This is a genomic window from Pseudomonas sp. PDM26, from assembly GCF_019219185.1.
Taxonomy (GTDB): Bacteria; Pseudomonadota; Gammaproteobacteria; order Pseudomonadales; family Pseudomonadaceae; genus Aquipseudomonas.
The window spans coordinates 140,278-166,320 of the sequence record NZ_JAHUWC010000010.1 but is presented as its reverse complement, the minus strand read 5'-3'; the positions used below and the strand labels follow the sequence as shown (position 1 = coordinate 166,320).

Here is a 26,043-nt window from a genome sequence, read left to right as displayed (position 1 = left end):
CCGAAGACGCATGCCGCACATTAAAGATGAATTACCCGACGCGCTGTACAGCGCTGCACAAGTGCGAAGCCTCGATGCGAGCCTGATCGCGGCCGGCACACCGGGCTTCGAATTGATGCAGCGTGCAGCACATGCGACCTGGCGGGCCTTGGTCCGCCGATGGCCGACAGCGAAAGAAATGAGCGTGCTGGCCGGTCACGGCAACAATGCCGGGGATGGGTATCTGGTGGCGGCGCTGGCCAAACGTGCCGGTTGGACAGTGCGGGTGCTGGCGGTGGGGGATCCGCAGCGCTTGCAGGGTGATGCGGCGTTGGCCCATGCCGAGGCAGCGTCTGAAAAAGTGCTCATCGAGCCCTGGACCGCACAATCCGGAATGCGCGGCATTGTGCTGGATGCTTTGCTTGGCACCGGACTGGGCGGCGAAGTGCGTGAGCCGTATGCCAGCGCCATCGCCGCGATCAACTCCAGCGGGTTGCCGGTTGCGGCGGTGGATATCCCTTCGGGGCTGTGCGCCGATACCGGTCGTGTGCTTGGCTGCGCGGTTAGTGCCGATCTGACAGTGACGTTCATCGGGTTGAAGCTGGGGATGTTCACCGGTGATGCGGCGGATGTGGTGGGTGAGCTGGTGTTCAACGATCTGCGCGCCGATCCACAGCTGCTTGAGGCGGCACCGCGCAGTGCCCTTCGCCTGACGGCGGCTAACCTGCCGCGTCTGGCCTTCCGGCAACCTGCTTCCCATAAAGGCAAGTTCGGCCATGTGCTGCTGATCGGCGGTGATCGCGGTTATGGCGGAGCGATCCTGCTGAGCGCGCAGGCTGCGCTGCGCAGCGGTGCGGGCATGGTGTCGGTGGCAACCCGCGGCGAACATGTGCCGGCGGCCCTGGCCAGAATCCCTGAGGCCATGGTGTTGGGCGCTTCTTCGGCCAATCAGTTGATGGAATTGCTGCAAAAAGCTTCCGTGTTGGTGGTCGGCCCGGGTCTGGGTCAGACTGCCTGGGCGCGCAGCCTGTTGTCGGCCGCCGCCAACGCACCACTGCCGCAAGTCTGGGACGCCGATGCGCTGAACATGTTGGCCGAAGCCTGTGTGAGCTTGCCCAGGGATTGCGTGATCACGCCGCATCCCGGGGAGGCAGCGCGGTTGCTGGGCCTGAGCACTGCCGAGGTTCAGGCTGATCGTCCTGCAGCTGCCCGTGCATTGAGCAAAAAATACACAGCGGTCGTGGTGCTCAAAGGTGCCGGAAGTTTGATTGCCAGTCCCGACGGGCATCTGGCGCTGTGTCATCAGGGCCATCCGGCGATGGCCACCGCCGGGCTGGGCGACGTGCTGGCCGGTTTGCTCGGGGCTCTGCTGGCCCAGGGCATGGCCGCATTCGACGCGGCCTGCCTGGGAGTCTGGCTGCACGCCAATGCCGGCGAGCAACAAGGAAAATTCGGCCGTGGGCTGGCGGCCAGTGATCTGATTCCAGCCATTCGTCAGTTGTTGGAGGAGCAAGCACCGTGTCTGAAGTAACCCTGTACCTGGCCGATGAGCAGGCCATGAGCGACTTTGGCGCACGCATTGCCCGAATCACCCAAGGCCATGGCCTGATCTTCCTCGAGGGCAACCTGGGGATGGGCAAAACCACCTTGTCCCGAGGCATTATCCGCGGCTTGGGGCATGTCGGGGCAGTCAAAAGCCCGACCTTCACCCTGGTTGAGCCCTACGAGATTGGCGACATTCACGCCTTCCATTTCGATTTGTACCGTCTGGTCGACCCGGAGGAGCTTGAGTACCTCGGTATCCGTGACTACTTCGAAGACGACGCGCTGTGCCTGATCGAGTGGCCAGAAAAAGGTGCAGGCTTTTTGCCAAAGCCGGACCTGACCATTACCATTAGCCCGCAAGACAGCGGGCGTTCGCTGAACATTTTATCCCAGGGCTCGCGTGGCGAGACCTGGTGTGCCGCTTTGGCATTGGAATCCAAATAGATGATGGGGTTAGGTATGCGCTTTCGCGCGTTGGTGGCTGCCGTAGGGGTGTTGTTTTTGGCGGTGACCGTCGACGCTGTGGCCGATACGAAGGTCAACAGTGTTCGTCTGTGGCGGGCACCGGACAACACACGACTGGTGTTTGACCTGACCGGCCCGGTGCAACACAGCGTCTTTACCCTGACGGCTCCGGATCGTCTGGTCATCGACATCAATGGCGCGACCCTCGGTGCGCCACTCAACGTCAATACCTCGAACACCCCGATCACCGCCATGCGTTCGGCTCAACGCACGCCGACCGACCTGCGGGTGGTTATCGATCTGAAAAGGGCGGTAACGCCGAAGAGCTTCTCCCTGGCGCCGAACGCCCAGTACGGTAACCGGTTGGTGGTCGATCTGTTCGATAACGCCGCGGATGCCGCTCCTCCTCCAGCACCAACGCCTTCGGTCGCTACAGTGCCCGCCGTGCCGGTCACGCCTGCGGAGCCTGCGATCAAGCTGCCACCAGCCCCGGCCGGCAAGCGCGATATCATTGTGGTGATCGACGCCGGTCACGGCGGCGAAGACCCGGGGGCTTCGGGTTCTCGCGGTCAGCGTGAAAAAGACGTGGTACTGGCCATTGCCCGTGAATTGCAACGGCAGGTCAACGGCATGAAAGGATTCCGCGCCGAACTGACCCGTACCGGTGACTACTTCATTCCGTTGCGCGGCCGTACCGAAATTGCCCGCAAGAAAGGCGCCGACCTGTTCGTCTCGATTCACGCCGATGCCGCGCCTTCTGCCGCCGCGTTCGGTGCCTCGGTTTTTGCCCTGTCTGATCGCGGCGCGACCTCGGAGACGGCCCGCTGGCTGGCCGACAGCGAAAACCGTTCCGACCTGATCGGTGGTGCCGGCAACGTCAGTCTCGATGACAAGGACCGCATGCTCGCCGGCGTGCTGCTTGACCTGTCGATGACGGCATCCCTGACGTCCAGCCTGAACGTTGGCCAGAAGGTGCTGAGCAACATTGGCCGGGTTACGCCTCTGCACAAGCAGCGGGTCGAACAGGCCGGGTTCATGGTGCTGAAATCGCCGGATATTCCGTCGATCCTGGTGGAAACCGGATTCATCTCCAATGCCAACGAAGCCTCGAAGCTTGCCGCGTCCAGCCACCAGCAGGCGCTGGCGCGTTCGATCAGCAGCGGCGTGCGCCAGTTCTTCCAGCAGAACCCGCCACCGGGCACTTACATTGCCTGGCTGCGCGATTCCGGCAAGATTGTGCAGGGGCCACGTGACCACCGCGTCAATCCGGGCGAGACCCTGGCGATGATTGCCGTGCGCTATCAGGTGTCGCCCGCGACCCTGCGCAGCGCCAACAACCTGTCGAGCGATGAGCTCAAGATCGGTCAGCACCTGACCATTCCGGGCACTGAACTGGCGGCCAAAGAATGAATCAAGTCGTGAACAACAGCGCTCGCATCGAGCTGCTCAGCCCGCGACTGGCGAACCAGATTGCCGCGGGTGAGGTGGTCGAACGCCCGGCTTCGGTGATCAAGGAACTGCTGGAAAACAGCCTTGACTCCGGTGCCAGGCGTATCGATGTCGATGTGGAGCAGGGCGGCGTCAAGCTGCTGCGGGTGCGCGACGATGGCAGCGGCATTTCCGCCGATGACCTGCCGCTGGCGCTGGCCCGTCACGCCACCAGCAAGATCCGCAACCTGGAAGACCTCGAACAGGTCATGAGCCTGGGGTTTCGTGGTGAGGCCCTGGCATCGATCAGCTCCGTGGCACGCCTGACCCTGACCTCGCGCACCCGCGACGCCGATCAGGCCTGGCAGGTCGAGACCGAAGGCCGGGACATGGCGCCTCGCGTGCAGCCCGCGGCCCATCCGGTGGGCACTTCGGTTGAAGTGCGCGACCTGTTCTTCAATACGCCGGCGCGGCGCAAATTTCTCAAGACTGAAAAAACCGAATTCGATCACCTGCAAGAAGTGATCAGGCGCCTGGCCCTGGCGCGCTTCGATGTGGCGTTCCATCTGCGCCACAACGGCAAGACCATCCTCAGCCTGCACGAGGCCCATGATGATGCGGCCCGTGCCCGGCGCGTGGCAGCGATCTGCGGGCCGGGCTTCCTGGAGCAGGCGCTGCCGATCGAGATCGAGCGCAACGGCCTGCATCTATGGGGCTGGGTCGGCCTACCGACCTTCAACCGCAGCCAGGCCGACTTGCAGTATTTCTTCGTCAATGGCCGTGCGGTGCGCGACAAACTGGTGGCTCACGCGGTACGCCAGGCTTATCGCGACGTGCTGTTCAACGGTCGGCACCCGACCTTCGTGCTGTTTTTCGAAGTCGATCCGACCGGCGTGGACGTCAACGTGCACCCGACCAAGCACGAAGTGCGCTTCCGTGAAGGGCGCATGGTTCACGATTTCCTCTACGGCACCTTGCACCGCGCCTTGGGCGATGTGCGGCCGGACGATCATCTGGCGGCGCCGGTTGCCACGGCCATCGTCCGGCCTACCGGCCTCGAAGCCGGTGAATTCGGGCCCCAAGGCGAAATGCGCCTGGCCGCCAATGCGCTGCTGGAGCAGCCTCAGGCTCAGCCGTCGTTCAGTACGCCTGCGGGTTCGGGTGCTGGCGCGGGTTTTCAATATCAATACACGCCGCGTCCGCAGTCCGGAGTTCCTGTCGCCGAAGCGCAGGCCGCCTATCGCGAGTTCTTTGCGCCGCTGCCCGAGGCCAATGCCGTCGCGCTACCGGCCGGGCAGGACGACATCCCGCCGCTCGGTTATGCACTGGCACAACTCAAGGGCATCTACATTCTTTCGGAAAACGCCCAAGGCCTGGTACTGGTGGACATGCATGCCGCCCACGAGCGGATCATGTATGAGCGTCTGAAGGTGGCGATGGCCAGCGAGGGCCTGAGCGGCCAGCCGTTGCTGGTGCCGGAGTCCCTGGCCGTCAGCCAGCGTGAAGCCGATTGCGCCGAGGAGCATGTCGCCTGGTTCCAGCGCCTGGGCTTTGAATTGCAGCGTCTGGGCCCGGAAACCCTGGCGATCCGGCAGATTCCGGCACTGCTCAAGCAGGCCGAGGCCAACCGGCTGGTCGCCGACGTCCTGGCTGATCTGATGGAGTTCGGCACCAGCGACCGCATTCAGGCGCACCTGAATGAATTGCTCGGGACCATGGCCTGCCACGGTGCGGTTCGTGCGAATCGACGCCTGGCCCTGCCGGAAATGAACGGTCTGCTGCGTGACATGGAAAACACCGAGCGCAGCGGTCAATGCAACCATGGCCGACCGACCTGGACCCAGCTGGGCCTGGACGATCTGGACAAACTCTTCTTGCGCGGTCGTTGATGAGCCAGCTCCCACCTGCGATTTTCCTGATGGGCCCGACCGCCGCCGGCAAGACCGACCTGGCCATCGAGCTCACCAAGGTCCTGCCTTGCGAGTTGATCAGCGTCGATTCGGCTCTGGTCTACCGTGGCATGGACATTGGCACCGCCAAGCCTTCCAAAGAGCTGCTGGCGCAATATCCGCATCGTCTGATCGATATTCTCGACCCGGCCGAGAGCTATTCGGCTGCGGATTTCCGCCGTGACGCCCTGGAAGCCATGGCGGAGATCACCGCACGCGGAAAAATTCCGCTGCTGGTGGGCGGCACCATGCTCTATTACAAGGCTTTGGTTGAAGGTCTGGCGGATATGCCTGCCGCCGATCCCGAGGTCCGCGCGCAAATCGAAGAAGAGGCTGCGCGCCTTGGCTGGCAAGCCTTGCACGAACAATTGGCGGTGATTGATCCGGAGTCCGCAGCCCGAATACATCCGAACGATCCCCAGCGATTGAGTCGAGCACTGGAGGTTTATCGTGTCAGCGGTCAAAGCATGACCGCCCTGCGGTTGCAACAATCTGTGCAAAGTACTGAAGCAGCCGCTTCGGGACTGCAACAATTGCCCTATACTGTCGCGAACTTGGCCATTGCTCCGGCAAATCGCCAGGTACTGCATGAGCGAATTAAACAAAGATTCACTTTAATGTTGGAACAGGGATTCATTGACGAGGTCGTAGCCCTGCGTAATAGAGGTGACCTGCATACCGGGTTGCCGTCTATACGTGCAGTAGGCTACCGCCAAGTCTGGGACTACCTGGATGGCAAGCTGACGTCAGCCGAGATGCAGGAGCGTGGAATCATCGCCACACGCCAATTGGCGAAACGTCAGTTCACCTGGCTGCGCAGTTGGACTGATCTGCATTGGCTGGACAGTCTGGATTGCGACAATCTGCCGCGCGCCTTGAAATACTTGGGGACCGTCTCCATATTGAGCTGAGTCCTTGCAATTGCCGTCTATCCTTGGGGGTGTGACGGCCAAAGCCATCTGTTTACCTATTTTTATATTGAATCCTTAAAGGAGTGCGGCACATGTCAAAAGGGCATTCGCTACAAGACCCTTACTTGAATACGTTACGTAAAGAGAAAGTTGGGGTGTCCATCTACCTGGTCAACGGTATCAAACTGCAAGGCACGATCGAGTCTTTCGACCAGTTCGTTATCCTGCTGAAAAACACCGTCAGCCAGATGGTCTACAAACACGCGATCTCTACAGTGGTGCCGGTTCGTCCAATTCGTCTGCCTAGCGCAACCGAATCCGAAGTAGGTGACGCTGAGCCAGGTAACGCCTGATAGGAGTCTCCTTTGTTCTTTGAGCGCCACGGTGGTGGTGAGCGAGTAATCCTCGTTCACTTGGATGGACAGGACCCTGAGGCGCGCGAAGATCCGCAGGAGTTTCAGGAGCTGGCTAATTCGGCGGGTGCCGAGACCGTCGCGTTTTTTAACGTGCCGCGTCATCGGCCAACCGCCAAGACACTGATTGGCAGTGGCAAGGTCGAGGAACTGCGCGACCTGGTCAAAGCCGAACAGGCCGATCTGGTGATTTTCAATCACATCCTCACACCCAGTCAGGAGCGTAACCTCGAACGTGTTTTCGAGTGTCGCGTGATCGACCGTACCGGTCTGATTCTCGATATTTTCGCCCAGCGCGCCCGTACCCATGAAGGCAAGCTCCAGGTCGAACTGGCCCAGCTTGACCATATGAGCACCCGGCTGGTTCGTGGATGGACTCACCTTGAGCGCCAAGGTGGCGGTATCGGTATGCGTGGCCCGGGTGAAACCCAGCTGGAAACCGACCGCCGTTTGCTGCGGGTTCGCCTGCGGCAGATCAAGGGTCGGCTGGAGAAAGTACGCAGCCAGCGAGAACAGTCGCGCCGTGGCCGATCGCGTGCGGATATTCCTACCGTGTCCCTGGTGGGGTACACCAACGCCGGTAAATCCACGCTCTTCAATAACGTGACGAAATCCGACGTCTACGCAGCTGATCAATTGTTTGCCACGCTGGACCCGACCCTGCGTCGTCTGGATATAGACGATCTGGGGCCGATTGTCCTGGCGGACACTGTGGGTTTCATTCGCCACTTGCCCCACAAGCTGGTCGAAGCATTTCGGTCTACCCTCGAAGAGTCGAGTAACTCCGATCTGTTGTTGCACGTGATCGATGCGGCCGAACCAGATCGCATGTTGCAGATCGAGCAGGTAATGGTGGTGCTCGGCGAGATTGGTGCTCAGGACTTGCCGATCCTCGAGGTCTATAACAAACTCGATTTGCTTGAAGGCGTTGAGCCACAAATCCAGCGCGACGAAAACGGCAAGCCCCAACGGGTCTGGCTGTCGGCGCGTGATGGCAGTGGTCTGGAATTGCTTGAGCAAGCCATTGCCGAGTTACTGGGCAGTGATTTGTTTGTCGGTACCTTGCGCTTGCCGCAACGATTCGCTCGGCTGCGTGCGCAGTTCTTCGAACTCGGTGCGGTGCAGAAAGAAGAACACGACGAAGAAGGCATCAGTTTGCTGGCCGTTCGTTTGCCCCGGGTCGAGTTGAATCGACTGGTAAGCCGCGAGGGATTGCAGCCGATGGAATTCATCGAGCAACACACTTTGCAATAAAAGCCTGAGAAAGCGGTTGTGCCGCGGTGACAGGCATTCTGTAGCATTGGTCGGCGCGCCGTGGGTGCGTCTTTGCTTTATCAGATGGAGAGCGCTATGGCTTGGAATGAGCCGGGTGGCAACTCGAATAATCAGGATCCTTGGGGTGGCAAGCGTCGTAACAACGGCGACCGCAAGGGACCACCGGATCTCGACGAGGCCTTCCGAAAGCTGCAGGAAAGCCTGAACGGGTTGTTCGGTGGTGGTAAGAAACGTGGTAGCGACGACGGCGGTGGTCCGGGCAAGAGTGGCGGCTTTGGCGGCCTGCTCGGGATCGGTCTGGTCGTGCTGGCTGCCGTATGGCTGTACAGCGCGGTCTATGTGGTCGACGAGCAGGAGCAGGCCGTGGTGCTGCGCTTCGGCAAGTACTACGAAACCGTCGGTCCGGGTCTGAACATCTATTTCCCGCCGATCGACAAGAAGTACATGGAAAACGTCACGCGTGAGCGTGCGTACACCAAGCAGGGCCAGATGCTGACTGAGGACGAAAACATCGTCGAAGTGCCGCTGACCGTGCAGTACAAGATCAGCAACCTGCAGGACTTCGTGCTGAGCGTCGATCAGCCGGAAATCAGCCTGCAGCACGCGACCGACAGCGCCTTGCGCCATGTGGTGGGTTCCACCGCGATGGACCAGGTACTGACCGAAGGTCGTGAGTTGATGGCCAGCGAGATCAAGGAGCGTCTGCAGCGCTTCATGGACACCTATCGCACCGGTATCACCGTTACCCAGGTCAACGTACAGAGCGCAGCGGCACCGCGCGAAGTCCAGGAAGCCTTCGATGACGTGATCCGTGCCCGGGAAGACGAGCAGCGTTCTCGCAACCAGGCTGAAACCTATGCCAACGGCGTCGTGCCGGAAGCCCGTGGTCAGGCCCAGCGCATCCTCGAGGATGCCAATGGTTACCGTGACGAAACCGTCTCGCGCGCCAAGGGTGAGGCCGATCGCTTCACCAAGCTGGTCGCCGAGTACCGCAAGGCTCCTGAGGTCACCCGCCAGCGTCTGTATCTGGACACCATGCAGGAAGTCTTCAGCAACACCAGCAAGGTTCTCGTGACCGGCAACAAGAACGGCCAGAACAACCTGCTGTACCTGCCGCTGGACAAAATGGTCGAAAGTGGTCGCAATACCAGCACTCCAATGAGCGGTGCGGCAGCCACCAGCAATGAAGCGAATACGCGTGCGGCAGCAGATCTGCAGCAACAGCAAGCACGTACCAGGGAGAGTCGCTGATGAGCAATAAATCGCTGATCGCCCTTATTGTCGGCGTCGTCGTGGCGATCGCTGCCTGGAACTGCTTCTACATCGTGGCTCAGACCGAGCGTGCGGTGTTGCTGCAGTTCGGTCGCGTGGTCCAGACCGATGTTCAGCCGGGCCTGCATGTGAAGGTGCCTTACGTCAACCAGGTGCGCAAATTCGACGCACGCCTGATGACGCTGGATGCCCCGACACAACGCTTCCTGACGCTGGAAAAGAAAGCCGTGATGGTCGATGCCTACGCCAAGTGGCGTGTGAAGGACGCAGAGCGTTACTACACCGCGACTTCCGGCCTCAAGCAGATCGCCGACGAGCGTCTGTCCCGTCGTCTGGAATCGGGCCTGCGTGACCAGTTCGGTAAGCGCACCCTGCACGAAGTGGTGTCGGGTGAGCGTGATGCGCTCATGGCGGATATCACTGCTTCGCTGAACAAGATGGCTGAAAAAGAACTGGGCATCGAAGTGGTCGATGTTCGGGTCAAGACCATCGACCTGCCGAAAGAAGTGAACCGCAGCGTGTTCGAACGTATGAGCACCGAGCGTGAGCGTGAAGCTCGCGAGCACCGCGCCAAGGGTAACGAGCTGGCCGAAGGCATTCGAGCCGACGCCGATCGTCAACGCCGAGTACTGCTGGCTGAAGCCTATCGTGAATCCGAGGAGGTTCGCGGTGACGGTGATGCACAGGCCGCTGCGATCTATTCCAAGGCCTACGGTCAGGATCAGGAGTTCTACGCGTTCTATCGTAGCCTGCGCGCCTACCGTGAAAGCTTCGCGAACAAATCCGACGTATTGGTCCTCGACCCAAGCAGCGACTTCTTCCACTACCTGGAAAAAGCCAAGCCTTGATACGACGTTGACCTGAATCTTCCCGCCGGGCGGCTAAAACCTCTGGCGGGGTGATCCTTTGGGAAAACGTGTGTATGATGCGGCAGCCGGGAAATTCCCGGCTTTTTTGCGTCTGCATGTTTGATTGCTGTTTTTAAGCAGATGCCGGGCCGATGGGCTCGACAGTTTTTCGAGGAAAGTGGTCAGCGAAGCCGGTAGAAGGGCTTTTCGCTCCGTCGCCCATGCGCGTGGTTTGCGCATGGACCGATCATTTTCTGCTTCACTCAAGGATCGCCGACAGGCTGGTCGCCCGGATATAGGGGAAGGCGTAATGGCAACGGTAGACCGCTGGCTTCTGCCAGATGGCATCGAAGAAGTACTGCCACCGGAAGCGGCGCGTATTGAAATCGCGCGTCGTCAGGTGTTGGATCTGTTCCAGAGCTGGGGTTACGAGTTTGTCGTGACTCCCCATATCGAGTACCTGGAATCTCTGCTGACCGGTGCAGGCCAGGACCTGGATCTGCGCACCTTCAAGGTCATCGACCCGCAATCGGGCCGGCAGATGGGTTTCCGTGCCGACATCACACCGCAAGTGGCGCGCATCGATGCGCATACCCTGCGTCGCGAAGGTCCGAGTCGACTGTGCTATGCCGGTAGCGTGCTGCATGCTCAGCCTCGCGCCTTGTCGTCCTCGCGCAGCCCGATTCAGCTGGGCGCCGAGTTGTACGGCGACGGCAGCCCAAGCAGCGACGTCGAAGTCATCAGCCTGATGCTCGCCATGCTGCAACTGGCCGATGTGCCGGATGTACACATGGACCTCGGCCATGTCGGTATCTACCGTGGCCTGGCCCGCGCTGCCGGTTTGTCCGGTGAAGTCGAGCAACAGTTGTTCGATGCTTTGCAACGCAAGGCCATCGATGAGGTCATTATCTTGACCGAGGGTTTGCCTGCCGATCTGTCGGGCATGCTGCGGGCGTTGGTCGATCTGTGTGGCGATCGAGAAGTGCTGGCTGCGGCCCGCGAGCGCCTGGCCAAGGCTCCGGCCCCTGTTCTGGCAGCTCTGGACGACTTGCTGGCGATTGCCGAGCGGCTGTCCGTGCGCTTCCCTGAGCTTCCATTGTATTTCGACCTTGGCGAGCTGCGCGGGTACCACTACCACACCGGTGTGGTGTTCGCCGTGTTCGTGCCGGGTGTTGGCCAGTCGATTGCCCAAGGTGGTCGTTACGACGACATCGGCGCCGACTTCGGTCGTGCCCGTCCGGCAACCGGTTTCTCTACCGATTTGAAAACCCTGGTGACCCTGGGGCGTGCTGAGATCGAGCTACCGTCTGGCGGTATCTGGATGCCTGACAGTACGGATGCAGCACTCTGGCAGCAGGTTTGCCAGTTGCGCAGTGAGGGTCAGCGTGTCGTTCAGGCCTTGCCTGGACAACCTTTGGCCGCCGCCCGTGAAGCGGACTGCGACCGGCAATTGATTCAGCAGAACGGGCTTTGGCAAGTTTCGCCACTGGCTTCTTGAGTTTTCCTGCCGGCCGCCGCCGGCACCAAGTTTGCGCGAATGAGGACAAGTGTTATGGGTAAGAATGTCGTAGTCCTGGGCACCCAATGGGGTGATGAGGGCAAAGGCAAGATCGTTGATCTGCTGACCGAACATGCCGCCGCCGTAGTGCGTTACCAAGGTGGCCACAACGCTGGCCACACGCTGGTGATCGACGGTGAGAAGACCGTCTTGCACCTGATCCCGTCGGGCGTACTGCGCGAAGGCGTGCAGTGCCTGATCGGTAACGGCGTGGTGGTTGCACCTGACGCCCTGCTGCGCGAGATCACCAAGCTGGAAGAAAAAGGCGTGCCGGTGCGCGAGCGCCTGCGTATCAGCCCGTCCTGCCCGCTGATCCTGTCCTTCCACGTTGCGCTGGACCAGGCCCGTGAAAAGGCCCGTGGCGAGCTGAAGATCGGTACCACCGGTCGTGGCATCGGCCCGGCCTACGAAGACAAGGTCGCACGTCGTGGCCTGCGTGTGGGCGACCTGCTCAACATGCCGCGCTTTGAAGACAAGCTGCGTGAACTGGTGGATTACCATAACTTCATGCTGGTGGGTTACTACAAAGAGCCAGCCATCGAATTCGACAAGACCCTGGCCGAATGCAAAGAATACGCTGAGCTGCTCAAGCCGCTGATGCTGGATGTGACTGCCGAGCTGCACGACCTGCGTCGCGCTGGCAAAGACATCATGTTCGAAGGCGCTCAAGGCTCCCTGCTGGACATCGACCACGGTACCTACCCGTACGTGACCAGCTCTAACACCACCGCTGGCGGCGTTGCTACCGGTTCGGGTGTTGGCCCTATGTTCCTGGACTACATCCTGGGTATCACCAAGGCTTACACCACACGTGTAGGTTCGGGTCCATTCCCGACGGAGTTGTTCGACGAAGTCGGGGCGCACCTGGCTAAACAAGGTCACGAGTTCGGCGCGACTACCGGCCGTGCTCGTCGTTGTGGCTGGTTCGACGCTGTTATCCTGCGTCGCGCTATCGATGTGAACAGCATCTCGGGCATCTGCCTGACCAAGCTGGACGTGCTCGACGGTCTGGAAGCCATCAACATCTGCGTCGGCTACAAGGATGCGCAAGGTAAGGCCGTTGCCCCGACTGATGCTGACAGCTACGTGGGCCTGCAGCCTGTGTACGAAGAAGTGCCGGGCTGGACCGAGTCGACCGTGGGTGCCAAAACCCTGGAAGAGCTGCCCGCTAACGCCCGTGCTTACATCAAGCGCGTCGAAGAGCTGATCGGCGCGCCGATCGACATTATTTCGACGGGCCCAGACCGCAACGAAACCATCGTTCTGCGTCATCCGTTTGCTTGATAAGTCGTTGATGTAAAACACAAAGGCTCCTTAATCGGGGCCTTTGTCGTATTTGTCTGTCGGACGGCATGACCTTTGCTGTGAACATTAAAAAAAGCATTGCTTCCGGCGTGCTATCAATTTAATGGCGCCAAAGCAGAGGGATTTCAGATGTCGGCCGTTCTCTCGTTGTTACAAAGCCGTTTGTTGCGGCCCGTGTTCGTTACCCTGGGTATCGCCCTATTGGTGCAGGTGCTGGTGGCTGTTGCTCTGACCCGGAGCACGGTGACTGCGCTGGAAGCCGATCTGGGCCTGCGCCTGGGCGCGGACAGTCAAAAGCTCTCTGCCGAGCTCGAGCAGGCAGGGCGCGAAGTCACGTCCAGTCTGGACAGCCTCTCTACCAGTACGCGTCAGCGCCTCACGGCCGGCTTGTCATCGCGACTGGAGAAAGAGCAGGCGCAATTGCGTTCGACCCTGGAAAAGGATCTGAAGGACTCCGCCAGCGACATGGCGCAGCTTCTGGCATCAGTCGCGCCCCGCGCCATGTGGGACAACGACGTCCCGACGCTTTCCGAATTCGCTCGCCGGGCCCAGCGCAATCCCAATGTGCTGTTCGTGGTGTATGACGATGCTACCGGCCAGCACCTGACGCGCTACCTCAACCGGGAAAACCCGATCAACAAGGCGCTGCTGGAAAAAGGCCAGGGCGAGCGGGCGCTCGACAAGGTGCTGGATGCGGCGAAGAACGATCCATCGGTCTTCTACACCGAGGCTTCGATCAATCCCAATGGCGTGGAAATTGGCAAGGTCCTGATGGGAGTCTCGACCGCGTCGGTGGAGACCGATCTCACGGCCCTGGACAAACGCTTCTCGGCGTTGATCGCCAGCAGCGATCAACTGGTGGGCGACAGTCTGAAAGGCGCGGCGGCTGACAGCGCAACGGCCATGCGCTCGCGCCTGCAGTCGGCGCAGTCCACGGCAACTGAAATGAAAGCCAATACCACCAGCACCGTGCAGGAAGCTGCTACGACATTACGCTGGCGCATCGGCGCATGTCTGGCGGTGGTGGGTTTCAGTGTCCTGCTGTTGTTGGCGGTGGTGCTCGGTCGCCGAGTGGTCAATCGCCTGAAAATGCTGATCGTAGCCATGGATGACCTGGCGGCGGGCGAGGGCGATCTGACCAAGCGCGTGCAGATCAACAGCAAGGATGAAATCGGCGACATGGCCTCGGCGGTCAATCGCTTTGTGGACAAGTTACAGCCGATCGTGCGCGAGGCGGGCGATGTGGCCCAGCGTACCGGCGTGGAAATTGGCGCCATGACCTTGCGCAACGCTGGTGCGGATGCGGCGGCTGGCATGCAGCGCGATGAGGTGGCGGAGAGTTTGCGCGCACTGTCGCAAATGGCCGATGAGGCGCAGTCGGAAAGCCACGCCATGCAGGCGGCGCTCAAGCAGGTCGTGGACATTCGCCAGGCCACCGATGAAAACACCCGCACCTCGGCGAAGGTCGGCAGCCTGATCGAGGAGCTGGCGGGTCAGGTCAATACAGGCGCGCAAGTGATCGAGCGTCTGGCACAGCAAAGTGAGCAGATTGAAGTGGTGCTGACGGTGATTCACGGCATCGCCGAGCAGACCAACCTGCTGGCGCTGAACGCGGCCATCGAAGCGGCGCGTGCCGGCGAGACGGGGCGCGGGTTTGCGGTGGTGGCAGATGAGGTGCGGGCGCTGGCGAGCAAGACGCAGAGCTCCACTGGCGATATTCAGGCGCACATCGTGGCGTTGCAGCAAGGTGCGCGTGAGGCGGTGGCGGCAATCGGGCAAGCCGGGCGCCAAGCCAGTGAGGGTTTGCTGGTGCTGCGTGACAGTGCGCGGTTGCAGCAGTCGGTGCAGGCATCTGTCGAGCAGGTCCATGCGGCGATAGGTCTGGCTACCCAGGCTGCGGCGCATCAGGCGCAGGGCGCGCAGGCAGTGCGGGGGCGGGTCCAGACCATTCACGCCCAGGCCGAGAAGGCGGCGCAAGCTGTCGTGGAGACCACGGCGAGCGGCAAGGTGCTCGATGGTCTGGCGGCGCAGTTGAAGGCGAGCCTGGGGCAGTTCAGGGCTTGATGCCTTAAAGATCAAAAGATCGCAGCCTGCGGCAGCTCCTGCACGGGAATATGCGTTTCCCTGTAGGAGCTGCCGCAGGCTGCGATCTTTTGCTTTATCAACGACTCAAATACATTCGGGTCGTTAACAGGTAGACGGGCAACCCCGACACCAATATCAACAACGCCGCATAAGGCGCAGCCGCCGCAAATTCCACATTCGCGGTATGCGCCCAGACTTCCGTCGCCAGTGTGTTGAGCCCGGTTGGGCTCAACAGCAAAGTCGCTGTCAGCTCTTTCATCGCATCCAGGAACACCAGGGCAAAAGCCGCGCCCAGCGCCGGGAAAATGATCGGCAGCGTCACTCGGCAAAACGCGCTGAACGATGAAGCGCCCAGCGTGCGTGCCGCCTCTTCAAGTTGCGGCGCCGCCTTGTTCAGGGCAGTGCGGATCGGCGCCTGGGCCAGCGGCAGAAACAGCAGGGCGTAGGCGACCAGCAGCAATGCCGAAGTCTGGTAAAGCATCGGCACGTAGTGCAGGGCGAAATACACCAGGGTCAGGGCAATGACCAGCCCCGGCAGGGCGTGCAGCAGATACGGCAGGCGCTCGGCCCAGATCGCCAGTTGACCTTTGTAACGCACAACCAGCAGGCCGACCGGCACCGCCAGCACCAGGCACAGTGCGGCGCCACCCAGCGACAGTGCGAGGGATGACAGCAATGCCTCGCCGATTGCCGCCATGGGAAAGGCTGCCGATGATCCCACCGCCAGCCAATAGGCCAGCATGCCCAGCGGAATCCCGCTGCCAATGATTGCCAGCAGCAGGCAATAAAGCTGTCCCGCCACGGCCCAGGGGCCCAGTTGAACCTGTTCCGCGCGTCGCGCCGCACCTTGGCCGGTGCGCACGTGTCGACCCTTGCCGCGTACGCGCAGCTCCAGCCACAGCAGCGCCAGGCACAACATCAGCAGTACGGCGGAGAGCATCGCGGCGTTGGCATTGCTGAACTCCAGCTCGAACTGCTGATAGATCGCGGTGGTGAAGGTTTGCAGGCCGATGATCGACAAGGCGCCGAACTCCACCAGCATGTGCAGTGCAATCAGCAACGAACCCGCCAGCAGTGAAGGCCAGAGCAGGGGCAGGGTGACCTTGAAAAATACGCCCCAACGATTCTGCCCCAGCGTGCGCGCGGACTCTTCGAGGGATGGGTCAAGGTTGCGCAGCGTTGCCGCCACGGGCAGGAAAATCAGCGGGTATTTGGACAGGCTCATCACGAGGATAGCCCCGCCAAGTCCCTCGAAATGAGCGCTCAACGAAACCCAGGTAAAACTGCTGACAAATGCCGGTACGGCGAACGGCAGGCAGAGGATCACGCCCCACAATCGTCGGCCCGGCAAATTACTGCGTTCCAGCAACCAGGCCAGCGACAAGCCGATTACCCCGCAAACAGCGGTGACCCCAATCATCAATGCGAGTGTGTTGCGCAGCAAGCCGAACACATAAGGTCGCCATAGCAAATGCAGTGCTTCTGCCCAGCCCGCCTGCCAGGCTTTCAGGCCGACATACAGCAGAGGCAGGAGGCTGAGCGCCACCAACAGCAACACGGGCAGTATCAGCCAGATAGACGGCCGCTTGCGTCGCGGCGCGTGAGCGTGATGCGCGGACAATGAGGCACCCATCAATTCAGGCCAACGTCACGTTCCAGGTCCAGCGCTTCTTCGGCGTTGCCGAGGTCGGCAGGCGTGACTTTTGGTGCTTCCAGTTCGCTGAACGGCTTGAGCCCGCGATCAGATTCCATGCCTTTGTGCAGAGGGTATTCGGCGGTGGTCTGGGTGATCACACGCTGGCCTTCCTCGCTGGCCATGTAGGCGAGCAATTGCTGTGCTTCTTTGGGGTGTTTGCTGGATTTGAGGACTGCGGCGCTGGAAACTGTGATCAGCCCGCCGACGTCGCCGCCGCTGAAATAATGCAGTTTCGAGTCGAGCTGGCCTTTTTCCCGCTGCAAGGCGAACCAGTAGTAGTTGTTCACCAATACTGTTGCCACTTCGCCATTTTCCACTGCCTTGAGTGCAACCATGTTGTTGCTGTAGGTCTTGCCGAATGCACGCAGGCCGGTCAGCCATTCTTCGGCAGCATCCATGCCGTGAACTTTGATGATCGCAACGGCCTGTTCCTGAAAGGCACCACTGGTGGGCACGAAGCCGACCTTGCCTTGCCATTTTGGATCGGAGAACTCCATCACCGACTTCGGCAGGTCTTTTTCATCGACCAGTTTCGGGTTGTAGGCCACAACGCGCACCCGGGCAGTCACGCCAATCCAGGTGCCATTGCCGGCGACGTACTCCTTGGGCAGAACGGCCAGCGTGGCGTCATCCGCCTTGGCCAGCAGGCCTTGTTCGCCGAGTTTGTTCAGTGGCGGCGACTCTTCGGTGTAGATCACGTCGGCGGGAGAGCGATCGCCTTCTTCGACGATCTGGCTGGCGAGCTGGTTGCTGCTGCCTTTGCGCACATTGACGTGGATCCCGGTCTTGGCTTCGAAAGCTTTGGCAACCGCGTCGCCGACTTCTTTGTGTTGGCCGTTGTAGAGGGTCAGGGCGACCGGGTCGGCGGCTTGGGTGAGGGGAGTGGCGAGCGCCAGGCCTAGCAGGGTAATGGCCAGGCCACGGTGCAGTGTATTTCGAAACATCATTCGCAGGGTTCCTCACTGTCGCATTGCAAAAACTTGCAACAATGATAAACGATATTGTTTCTCAAATGCGCTTTGTGAGGTGAGCGATACTTTGGTAGGAGCTGCCGAAGGCTGCGATCTTTTGATCTTAAAAAATCAAGATCAAAAGATCGCAGCCTTCGGCAGCTCCTACAGGGGCGTGTGTGGTTTTCAAATGCCAGAAACGCAAAAACCCGCTTTCGCGGGTTTCTGTGAAATTCAAGGTCTTAACCTTGAATTTGAATTGGTGCCCAGAAGAAGACTCGAACTTCCACGACCTTGCGGTCACCAGCACCTGAAGCTGGCGTGTCTACCAATTTCACCATCTGGGCATTCATCTTCAGCGTTGTCGCTGTTGATGTGGCGCACTATACGGAGAGCTATTTGATCTGTAAACCCCTGATTTAAAAAAAATAAACCAGCACTCCAAAATGCAAAAACCCGCTTTCGCGGGTTTTTGTGTGAGCCTTGAAATTGAACTAATCTCAAGCTCGAAATTGGTGCCCAGAAGAAGACTCGAACTTCCACGACCTTGCGGTCACCAGCACCTGAAGCTGGCGTGTCTACCAATTTCACCATCTGGGCAGTATCGGCAACGTTGTCCGTCGTCGATGGCGCGCACTATACGGAGCGTCTTTTTAACTGTAAACCCCCGGAATCAAAAAAACCTGGAAAATTTCGTCAGCGGTCTTCAAAACAGCTTTTCGGTGTCGATACAGGGCTTTAGATGGGTCGTCTTAGCCTGAAATTTCCCGTTTCATTACGCCTATGCCAAACTAACCCGCATATAGACAAGGTGAAAACTCTCTAATGGCCGATTGGCAGTCCCTCGATCCCGAGGCCGCTCGTGAAGCGGAAAAATATGAAAACCCTATTCCTAGCCGTGAACTGATCCTTCAGCACCTTGCTGATCGAGGTTCGCCTGCTAACCGCGAGCAACTGGTCGAAGAGTTTGGTCTGACCACGGAAGACCAGATCGAAGCCCTGCGCCGCCGCCTGCGCGCCATGGAGCGCGATGCTCAACTCATCTACACCCGACGCGGCACTTATGCGCCGGTGGACAAGCTCGACCTGATCCTGGGTCGCGTCAGCGGTCACCGTGATGGCTTCGGCTTCCTGGTGCCGGACGACGGCAGTGACGACCTGTTCATGAGCCCGGCGCAGATGCGTCTGGTGTTCGATGGTGACCGTGCGCTGGCCCGTGTATCCGGTCTGGATCGTCGTGGTCGTCGCGAAGGCATGATCGTCGAAGTGGTTTCCCGGGCTCACGAGAGCATCGTCGGCCGCTACTTCGAGGAGGGTGGCATCGGTTTCGTGGTTGCCGACAACCCGAAAATCCAGCAGGAAGTGCTGGTCACGCCGGGTCGTAACGCCAACGCGCAGATCGGTCAATTCGTCGAAGTGAAGATCACTCACTGGCCGACGCCACGCTTCCAGCCGCAAGGCGACGTGGTTGAAGTCGTGGGTAACTACATGGCGCCGGGCATGGAGATCGACGTTGCCCTGCGTACCTATGACATTCCTCACGTCTGGCCTGACGCTGTGCTCAAGGAAGCCGGCAAGCTCAAGCCGGAAGTCGAAGAGAAAGACAAAGAGAAGCGCATTGACCTGCGGCATCTGCCGTTCGTCACCATCGACGGCGAAGATGCCCGCGACTTCGATGATGCGGTCTACTGCGAAGCCCGTCCGGGCAAGCTGCGTCTGTTCTCCGGCGGCTGGAAGCTGTACGTGGCGATTGCCGACGTATCCAGCTACGTGAGGCTCGGTTCGGCGCTGGATGCCGAAGCGCAGGTTCGTGGCAACTCGGTGTACTTCCCCGAGCGTGTGATTCCGATGCTGCCTGAGCAGCTGTCCAATGGTTTGTGCTCGCTGAACCCGCAAGTCGATCGTCTGGCCATGGTTTGCGAGATGACCATCTCCAAAACCGGCGAAATGACCGACTACTGCTTCTACGAAGCGGTGATCCACTCCCATGCCCGGCTGACCTACAACAAGGTCAGCGCCATGCTCGAAACGCCGAAAGCCACCGAAGCGCGCAAGCTGCGCGGCGAATACACCGACGTGGTGCCGCACCTCAAGCAGCTCTACTCGCTGTACAAGGTGTTGCTGGCGGCTCGTCATGTGCGTGGCGCGATCGATTTCGAAACCCAGGAAACCCGGATCATCTTCGGTACCGAGCGCAAGATTGCCGAAATCCGTCCGACCGTGCGCAATGACGCTCACAAGCTGATCGAGGAATGCATGCTGGCGGCCAACGTGGCCACCGCCGAGTTCTTGAAAAAGCACGAGATCCCGGCGCTGTACCGTGTTCACGATGGTCCGCCACCAGAGCGCCTGGAAAAGCTGCGCGCCTTCCTTGGCGAGCTCGGCCTGTCCCTGCACAAAGGCAAGGATGGTCCGTCGCCGAAGGATTACCAGGCACTGCTGGCCGGTATCAAGGATCGTCCGGATTTCCACCTGATCCAGACCGTCATGCTGCGTTCGTTGAGCCAGGCGGTGTACAGCGCTGATAACCAGGGTCACTTCGGCCTGAATTACGAGGCGTACACGCACTTCACTTCGCCGATCCGCCGCTACCCGGACTTGCTCACGCACCGGGCGATTCGCAGCGTGATCCATTCGAAGCAGAACACCCCGCACGTTCGCCGTGCCGGTGCGATGACCATTCCGAAAGCACGCATCTATCCGTACGACGAAGCGGCGCTGGAGCAGCTCGGCGAGCAGTGCTCGATGAGTGAGCGCCGTGCCGACGAAGCGACCCGCGACGTAGTGAACTGGCTCAAGTGCGAGTTCATGAAGGATCGCGTGGGCGAGTCGTTCCCGGGCGTGATCACTGCCGTGACCGGTTTTGGCCTGTTCGTCGAACTGACCGATATCTACGTCGAAGGCCTGGTGCACGTCACCGCGCTGCCGGGCGATTACTACCACTTCGATCCTGTGCACCACCGCCTGGCCGGTGAGCGTACCGGTCGCAGTTTCCGCCTGGGTGACACCGTGGAAGTGCGGGTCATGCGCGTCGACCTCGACGAGCGCAAGATCGACTTCGAGATGGCTGAAAAAACCATCAGCGCGCCGATCGGTCGCAAAAAACGTGGCACCGAAGCGGCAGCGCCCGCGGCTAAAACCGAAGCAGAGGCTCCGGCGAAAACCGGTCGTCGTCCTGCCAAGGAAAAGGCTGTAGAAGCCTATCGCCCGAGCGATGCAGCGGCGAAAAACGCTGAAGTGCGCAAGAGCCGTGAAATGAAGCAGGCGTTGCTCGCCGGCGCGAAAAGCGGCGGTAAAGCGGCGTCTACGGGAAAGACCAGTCGGTCGACGCCTGACAAGGCCGTCGGCGGCAAGCCAGCCAAACCGAGCAAACATCGTAAAGGCCCGCCAAAAGCGGGCTCGGCCCCAGCCAAAAGCGGCGGGGCGCGTAAACCTAAGGCCAAGCCATGAGTCAGTTGGAAAAGATCTACGGCGTACACGCTGTGGAAGCGTTGTTGCGTCACCACCCGAAACGCGTCAAGCAGATCTGGCTGGCCGAAGGTCGCAATGACCCTCGGGTCCAGACGCTGATCGAGCTGGCCAACGAAAACCGGGTCCAGGTCGGCCAGGCCGAGCGCCGCGAAATGGACGCCTGGGTTGAGGGCGTGCACCAGGGCGTGGTCGCGGACGTGAGTCCGAGCCAGGTCTGGGGCGAGGCGATGCTCGACGAATTGCTCGATCGCACCGACGGCGCGCCGTTGTTGCTGGTGCTCGACGGCGTGACCGATCCGCACAACCTCGGTGCCTGCCTGCGTTCGGCCGATGCGGCGGGTGCGTTGGCAGTGATCGTGCCGAAGGACAAGTCGGCGACCCTGACTCCGGTTGTGCGAAAAATCGCCTGCGGCGCGGCGGAAGTGATTCCATTGGTTGCCGTGACCAACCTGGCGCGCACCCTGGAAAAACTCCAGCAGCGCGGCTTGTGGGTTGTCGGTACGGCGGGGGAGGCCGAAGTCAGTCTTTATGACCAGGACCTCACTGGCCCGACCATCCTGATCATGGGTGCCGAAGGCAAGGGCATGCGCCGCCTGACCCGCGAACATTGCGACTATCTGGTGAACCTGCCGATGGCCGGTAGTGTCAGCAGTCTCAACGTGTCGGTGGCGACGGGTGTCTGTCTGTTCGAGGCGCAGCGTCAGCGCAGTGTCAAAGCCAAGGCTGCCGCCAAGAAATCCTGATCTATATGGATGCCATGTAGGAGCTGCCGAAGGCTGCGATCTTTTGATCTTGAAAAATCAAAGTCAAAAGATCGCAGCCTTCGGCAGCTCCTACAGGTGTTCGGCATATGGTTGAAGTGATTGTTCAAATAATCACCAATTACCTTGCGCCTCCCTCGCCCCTTCTCTACAATTGCGCCCCTTGCTGTGATGGCAGGCACCAACGTGTCTAGCGTCCGCAAGTCCATAAGTGTCATTCACTCCTTGTCTGACCGCTTTTGAGCGGCAGGCTACAACCCGTAAGGAGCATTCATGCGTCATTACGAAATCATCTTTTTGGTCCACCCGGATCAAAGCGAGCAAGTCGGCGGCATGGTTGAGCGTTACACCAAGCTGATCGAAGAAGACGGCGGCAAAATCCACCGTCTGGAAGATTGGGGCCGTCGTCAACTGGCCTACGCAATCAACAATGTTCACAAGGCTCACTACGTGATGCTGAACGTTGAGTGCACTGGCAAGGCCCTGGCCGAGCTGGAAGACAACTTCCGCTACAACGATGCAGTGATCCGTAACCTGGTCATCCGTCGCGACGAAGCCGTTACCGGCCAGTCCGAGATGCTCAAGGCTGAAGAAAACCGCAGTGAGCGCCGTGAGCGTCGCGACCGTCCTGAGCACGAAGGCGCTGAAAGCGTTGACAGTGATGACAGCGACAACAGCGATAACGCTGACGAGTAATCCACGGACCTTTTAAGGAGCCTATCAAATGGCACGTTTCTTCCGTCGTCGTAAATTCTGCCGCTTCACCGCTGAAGACGTGAAAGAGATCGATTACAAAGATCTCAACACTCTGAAAGCCTACGTATCCGAGACCGGCAAAATCGTTCCAAGCCGCATCACCGGTACCAAAGCTCGTTATCAGCGTCAGCTGGCCACCGCTATCAAGCGCGCCCGCTTCCTGGCCCTGCTGGCCTACACCGACAGCCACGGCCGCTGAGACCGGGCAGTCGACACGTAGCAAAGGATTGAATGCATGCGGGCCATAGCTGAGTTCATCATGCGCGGCCGTATGCAGGCCACTCTGGTAGTGGCTGGATGCGCGGCGATGCCGTTGTTGTATTGGTTGGGTGCTGCCGCCGGATGCCTTGTGCTCCTGCGGCGCGGATTGAGGGACGCCCTGGGCGTTCTTGCTCTGGGACTGCTGCCGGCATTGGCCTGGTGGCTGTACTCCGAAGACCCACGGGCACTTCTGGTGCTGCTGGGGTCGGCGAGCCTTGCGCTGGTTTTGCGCGCAAGCGAGTCCTGGAACCGCGTGCTGCTGGTCAGCATAGCGATGGGAGTGGTGTTTTCAGTGGTGTTGGGGACAGCTTTTGCTCCCCAGATCGAGATGCTGGCGCAGGCTTTGATCAAGGTCATGCCGTCGCTACTCGGTGACGTCTACCAGAAGTTGTCGGTAGACGAACAAGCGCGTTTCGCGTCCCTGATTGCACCGGTCCTGACCGGCCTGATTGCGGCGTTGTTGCAAATCGTCAGCTTGCTGAGCCTGCTTGTCGGGCGCTACTGGCAGGCGTTGTTGTACAACCCGGGTGGTTTTGGTCGCGAGTTTCGCGCCATCCGCTTCCCGCTGTTGCCGGCGATGTTGCTGCTGGCGTGCATGCTTCTGGGGCCGAACATCGGCCCACAGATGGCCATGTTGACGCCGTTGTGCAGCGTACCGCTGGTGTTCGCCGGGCTGGCCCTGATTCACGGGCTGGTGGCGCAGAAGCGACTGGCCAGGTTCTGGCTGGTGGGGTTGTACGTGACGCTGTTGCTGTTCATGCAACTGATCTATCCGTTGCTGGTGGTCCTGGCCATCGTCGACAGCCTGATTGATTTTCGCGGTCGTTCGGCACCGAAAGATGCCGATAACGCGAACGGTGAAGGTTAAAAGTTAAGAGGATTTTCACATGCAACTGATCCTTCTGGAAAAAGTCACCAACCTGGGCAACCTGGGTGACAAAGTGAACGTTAAGGCTGGTTACGGTCGTAACTACCTGCTGCCTTACGGTAAAGCTACCGCTGCGACCCCAGCCAACCTGGCTGCGTTCGAAGAGCGTCGTGCCGAGCTGGAAAAAGCTGCAGCAGATCGTAAATCGTCGGCTGAAAGCCGCGCTGCCCAACTGGCCGAGCTGGAAGTGACCATCACTGCCACCGCTGGCGACGAAGGCAAGCTGTTCGGTTCGATCGGTACTCACGATATCGCTGACGCACTGACCGCCTCCGGCGTTGAAGTGCAGAAGAGCGAAGTTCGTCTGCCGAACGGCACCATCCGCAACGTAGGCGAATTCGACGTAGCCGTGCACCTGCACGCCGAAGTTGAAGCCACCGTACGCGTTGTCGTGGTAGCAGCTTAAGCAGCACTTGTCGGCTGGCACCCTCGGGTGCTTGCCGGTAACATCGGGCACGATCCTGTTTACAGGTCGTGCCCTTTGTCTTTTTGGTAGCTCCTGTTTTTCAATCCCTGCTTTTTCTAAACAACCAAGTGGCCATGAACGATATCTCCGCTCCTGAGCAATACGATCTGCAAACCGCCGCGCTGAAGGTGCCGCCGCATTCCATCGAGGCCGAACAGGCCGTGCTCGGTGGTCTGATGCTGGACAACAACGCCTGGGAGCGCGTGCTCGATCAAGTCTCCGACGGCGATTTCTATCGACATGACCACCGTCTGATTTTCCGTGCGATCGCCAAGCTGGCCGATCAGAACATGCCGATCGACGTCGTGACCCTGTCCGAACAACTGGACAAGGAAGGTCAGACTTCACAGGTCGGCGGTCTCGGTTACTTGGGCGAACTGGCGAAAAACACCCCGTCCGTCGCCAACATCAAGGCCTATGCGCAGATCGTTCGCGAGCGGGCGACGTTGCGCCAACTGATCGGCATCAGTACCGAGATTGCCGACAGCGCGTTCAACCCTGAGGGTCGCACTGCCGCCGAGATTCTCGACGAGGCTGAGCGGCAGATCTTCCAGATCGCCGAGGCTCGACCTAAAACCGGTGGCCCGGTGGGTGTCAATGACCTGCTGACCAAGGCCATCGACCGCATCGACACCTTGTTCAACACCGACAACGCCATTACCGGGCTGTCCACGGGTTACACCGACCTCGACGAGAAAACCAGCGGCCTGCAACCGTCCGACCTGATCATCGTCGCCGGCCGTCCATCGATGGGTAAAACCACCTTTGCGATGAACCTGGTGGAAAACGCCGTGTTGCGCAGCGAAAAGGCCGTCCTGGTTTACTCCCTCGAGATGCCAGGCGAATCGCTGATCATGCGTATGCTGTCTTCCCTGGGTCGTATCGACCAGACCAAGGTCCGTTCCGGTCAGCTTGAAGACGACGACTGGCCGCGCCTGACCTCGGCGGTCAACCTGCTCAACGACCGCAAGTTGTTCATCGACGATACCGCCGGCATCAGCCCGTCGGAAATGCGCGCCCGGACCCGCCGCTTGGTACGTGAGCACGGCGAAATCGGCTTGATCATGATCGACTACCTGCAACTGATGCAGATCCCGGGTTCCAGTGGCGATAACCGGACCAACGAGATTTCCGAGATCTCCCGGTCCCTGAAAGCCCTGGCGAAAGAATTCCAATGCCCGGTGGTGGCGCTCTCGCAGCTCAACCGTTCCCTGGAGCAACGGCCGAACAAGCGCCCGGTGAACTCCGACTTGCGGGAATCCGGAGCGATCGAGCAAGACGCCGACGTGATCATGTTCGTGTATCGCGACGAGGTGTATCACCCGGAGACCGAGCACAAAGGCATCGCCGAGATCATCATCGGCAAGCAGCGGAACGGCCCGATCGGGTTTATCCGCCTGGCGTTCATCGGCAAGTACACCCGATTCGAGAACCTGGCGCCGGGTAGCTATAACTTCGATGATGACGAGTAACTGTTGATGCAGGGCTCTTGTGGCGAGGGAGCTTGCTCCCGCTGGGCTGCGCAGCAGCCCCAATACCTGCAACGGTACTGATTCAGGCACACCACTTTTGCTGGTTTTGCGACTGCTTCGCAGTCGAACGGGAGCAAGCTCCCTCGCCACATAGGTTGTGTGTGTCAGAGCTCCCACCAATTTCCGACCATGGCCGTCGGAATTGGTCAAAATTTGTGCTATATTCCGCGCCCGCGAAATTCAATGAAA

21 protein-coding genes and 2 tRNA genes are annotated in these 26,043 nt (G+C 60.0%); 19 read left to right on the top strand and 4 right to left on the bottom strand.

What is annotated here, in order from left to right; translation table 11 throughout:
* Window positions 1-10 precede the first annotated feature (10 nt).
* The 12 genes from KW849_RS20105 to KW849_RS20050 all read left to right on the top strand — a co-directional run bounded on the left by KW849_RS20105 (window position 11) and on the right by KW849_RS20050 (window position 15,012).
* Entirely contained in the window at window positions 11-1,510 is a 1,500-nt protein-coding gene (locus KW849_RS20105) for an NAD(P)H-hydrate dehydratase (protein WP_218430982.1), read from the top strand.
* Window positions 1,498-1,968: a tRNA (adenosine(37)-N6)-threonylcarbamoyltransferase complex ATPase subunit type 1 TsaE gene (tsaE, locus tag KW849_RS20100; RefSeq protein ID WP_218430981.1), complete on the top strand. Its 471-nt coding sequence runs from the start codon at window positions 1,498-1,500 to the stop codon at window positions 1,966-1,968. The genes KW849_RS20105 and tsaE overlap by 13 nt, the downstream gene beginning before the upstream one ends.
* A complete protein-coding gene (locus KW849_RS20095; protein WP_371319163.1) occupies window positions 1,969-3,399 on the top strand; it encodes an N-acetylmuramoyl-L-alanine amidase in 1,431 nt (476 codons plus the stop codon). It begins immediately after the preceding gene.
* A complete protein-coding gene (gene mutL, locus KW849_RS20090) occupies window positions 3,396-5,306 on the top strand; it encodes a DNA mismatch repair endonuclease MutL (protein WP_256357301.1) in 1,911 nt (636 codons plus the stop codon). Before KW849_RS20095 ends, mutL begins: the two co-directional genes overlap by 4 nt.
* Window positions 5,306-6,277, top strand: a complete 972-nt coding sequence (gene miaA / locus KW849_RS20085; protein ID WP_218431054.1) for a tRNA (adenosine(37)-N6)-dimethylallyltransferase MiaA — start codon at window positions 5,306-5,308, stop codon at window positions 6,275-6,277. The genes mutL and miaA overlap by 1 nt, the downstream gene beginning before the upstream one ends.
* Before the next feature lie 92 nt (window positions 6,278-6,369).
* Window positions 6,370-6,630 carry an RNA chaperone Hfq gene (hfq, locus tag KW849_RS20080; protein WP_218430980.1) on the top strand — a complete coding sequence of 87 codons (261 nt, stop codon included), beginning with the start codon at window positions 6,370-6,372 and terminating at the stop codon, window positions 6,628-6,630.
* A gap of 12 nt (window positions 6,631-6,642) precedes the next feature.
* Window positions 6,643-7,944, top strand: coding sequence for a ribosome rescue GTPase HflX (hflX, locus tag KW849_RS20075; protein WP_008048071.1), 1,302 nt, complete (start codon window positions 6,643-6,645; stop codon window positions 7,942-7,944).
* A 96-nt stretch (window positions 7,945-8,040) separates the two neighbouring features.
* Window positions 8,041-9,216, top strand: a complete 1,176-nt coding sequence (gene hflK / locus KW849_RS20070) for an FtsH protease activity modulator HflK (protein ID WP_108218416.1) — start codon at window positions 8,041-8,043, stop codon at window positions 9,214-9,216.
* A complete protein-coding gene (hflC, locus tag KW849_RS20065; protein WP_056725458.1) occupies window positions 9,216-10,085 on the top strand; it encodes a protease modulator HflC in 870 nt (289 codons plus the stop codon). The genes hflK and hflC overlap by 1 nt, the downstream gene beginning before the upstream one ends.
* A 310-nt stretch (window positions 10,086-10,395) precedes the next feature.
* A complete protein-coding gene (locus tag KW849_RS20060; protein ID WP_218430979.1) occupies window positions 10,396-11,583 on the top strand; it encodes an ATP phosphoribosyltransferase regulatory subunit in 1,188 nt (395 codons plus the stop codon).
* Window positions 11,584-11,637: 54 nt separating this feature from the next.
* Window positions 11,638-12,927 (top strand): adenylosuccinate synthase, encoded by a 1,290-nt coding sequence (locus KW849_RS20055; RefSeq protein WP_218430978.1) that lies wholly within the window; start codon window positions 11,638-11,640, stop codon window positions 12,925-12,927.
* Between the two features lie 150 nt (window positions 12,928-13,077).
* Window positions 13,078-15,012 carry a methyl-accepting chemotaxis protein gene (locus KW849_RS20050; protein WP_218430977.1) on the top strand — a complete coding sequence of 645 codons (1,935 nt, stop codon included), beginning with the start codon at window positions 13,078-13,080 and terminating at the stop codon, window positions 15,010-15,012.
* Between the two features lie 97 nt (window positions 15,013-15,109).
* Here KW849_RS20050 and KW849_RS20045 read toward each other — a convergent pair whose 3' ends face one another.
* The 4 genes from KW849_RS20045 to KW849_RS20030 form a co-directional block, all read right to left on the bottom strand.
* The gene (locus tag KW849_RS20045) at window positions 15,110-16,666 is read right to left on the bottom strand and encodes an iron ABC transporter permease (protein ID WP_218430976.1); all 1,557 of its coding nucleotides are present in this window, start codon (window positions 16,664-16,666) and stop codon (window positions 15,110-15,112) included.
* Complete coding sequence (locus KW849_RS20040) at window positions 16,666-17,676, bottom strand: iron ABC transporter substrate-binding protein (protein WP_218430975.1); 1,011 nt, start codon at window positions 17,674-17,676, stop codon at window positions 16,666-16,668. Before KW849_RS20040 ends, KW849_RS20045 begins: the two co-directional genes overlap by 1 nt.
* Window positions 17,677-17,939: 263 nt before the next feature.
* A tRNA-Leu gene (locus tag KW849_RS20035) sits at window positions 17,940-18,026 on the bottom strand.
* A gap of 166 nt (window positions 18,027-18,192) precedes the next feature.
* Window positions 18,193-18,279: transfer RNA gene (locus KW849_RS20030), tRNA-Leu, on the bottom strand.
* A gap of 225 nt (window positions 18,280-18,504) precedes the next feature.
* Here KW849_RS20030 and rnr point away from each other — a divergent pair.
* The 7 genes from rnr (at window position 18,505) to dnaB (ending at window position 25,794) form a co-directional block, all read left to right on the top strand.
* On the top strand, window positions 18,505-21,129 hold the full coding sequence (gene rnr / locus KW849_RS20025) for a ribonuclease R (RefSeq protein WP_218430974.1): 2,625 nt from the start codon (window positions 18,505-18,507) through the stop codon (window positions 21,127-21,129).
* On the top strand, window positions 21,126-21,893 hold the full coding sequence (gene rlmB, locus KW849_RS20020) for a 23S rRNA (guanosine(2251)-2'-O)-methyltransferase RlmB (RefSeq protein ID WP_007973273.1): 768 nt from the start codon (window positions 21,126-21,128) through the stop codon (window positions 21,891-21,893). Before rnr ends, rlmB begins: the two co-directional genes overlap by 4 nt.
* 291 nt (window positions 21,894-22,184) lie before the next feature.
* The gene (rpsF, locus tag KW849_RS20015; RefSeq protein ID WP_007982042.1) at window positions 22,185-22,607 is read left to right on the top strand and encodes a 30S ribosomal protein S6; all 423 of its coding nucleotides are present in this window, start codon (window positions 22,185-22,187) and stop codon (window positions 22,605-22,607) included.
* Between the two features lie 28 nt (window positions 22,608-22,635).
* Window positions 22,636-22,866, top strand: a complete 231-nt coding sequence (rpsR, locus tag KW849_RS20010; protein ID WP_002551829.1) for a 30S ribosomal protein S18 — start codon at window positions 22,636-22,638, stop codon at window positions 22,864-22,866.
* A 36-nt stretch (window positions 22,867-22,902) separates the two neighbouring features.
* Entirely contained in the window at window positions 22,903-23,796 is an 894-nt protein-coding gene (locus KW849_RS20005) for a hypothetical protein (protein WP_108218425.1), read from the top strand.
* Window positions 23,797-23,815: 19 nt separating this feature from the next.
* Entirely contained in the window at window positions 23,816-24,262 is a 447-nt protein-coding gene (gene rplI, locus KW849_RS20000; RefSeq protein WP_034149636.1) for a 50S ribosomal protein L9, read from the top strand.
* Window positions 24,263-24,396: 134 nt separating this feature from the next.
* A complete protein-coding gene (gene dnaB, locus KW849_RS19995) occupies window positions 24,397-25,794 on the top strand; it encodes a replicative DNA helicase (protein WP_108218426.1) in 1,398 nt (465 codons plus the stop codon).
* The last annotated feature ends 249 nt before the right edge of the window (window positions 25,795-26,043 follow it).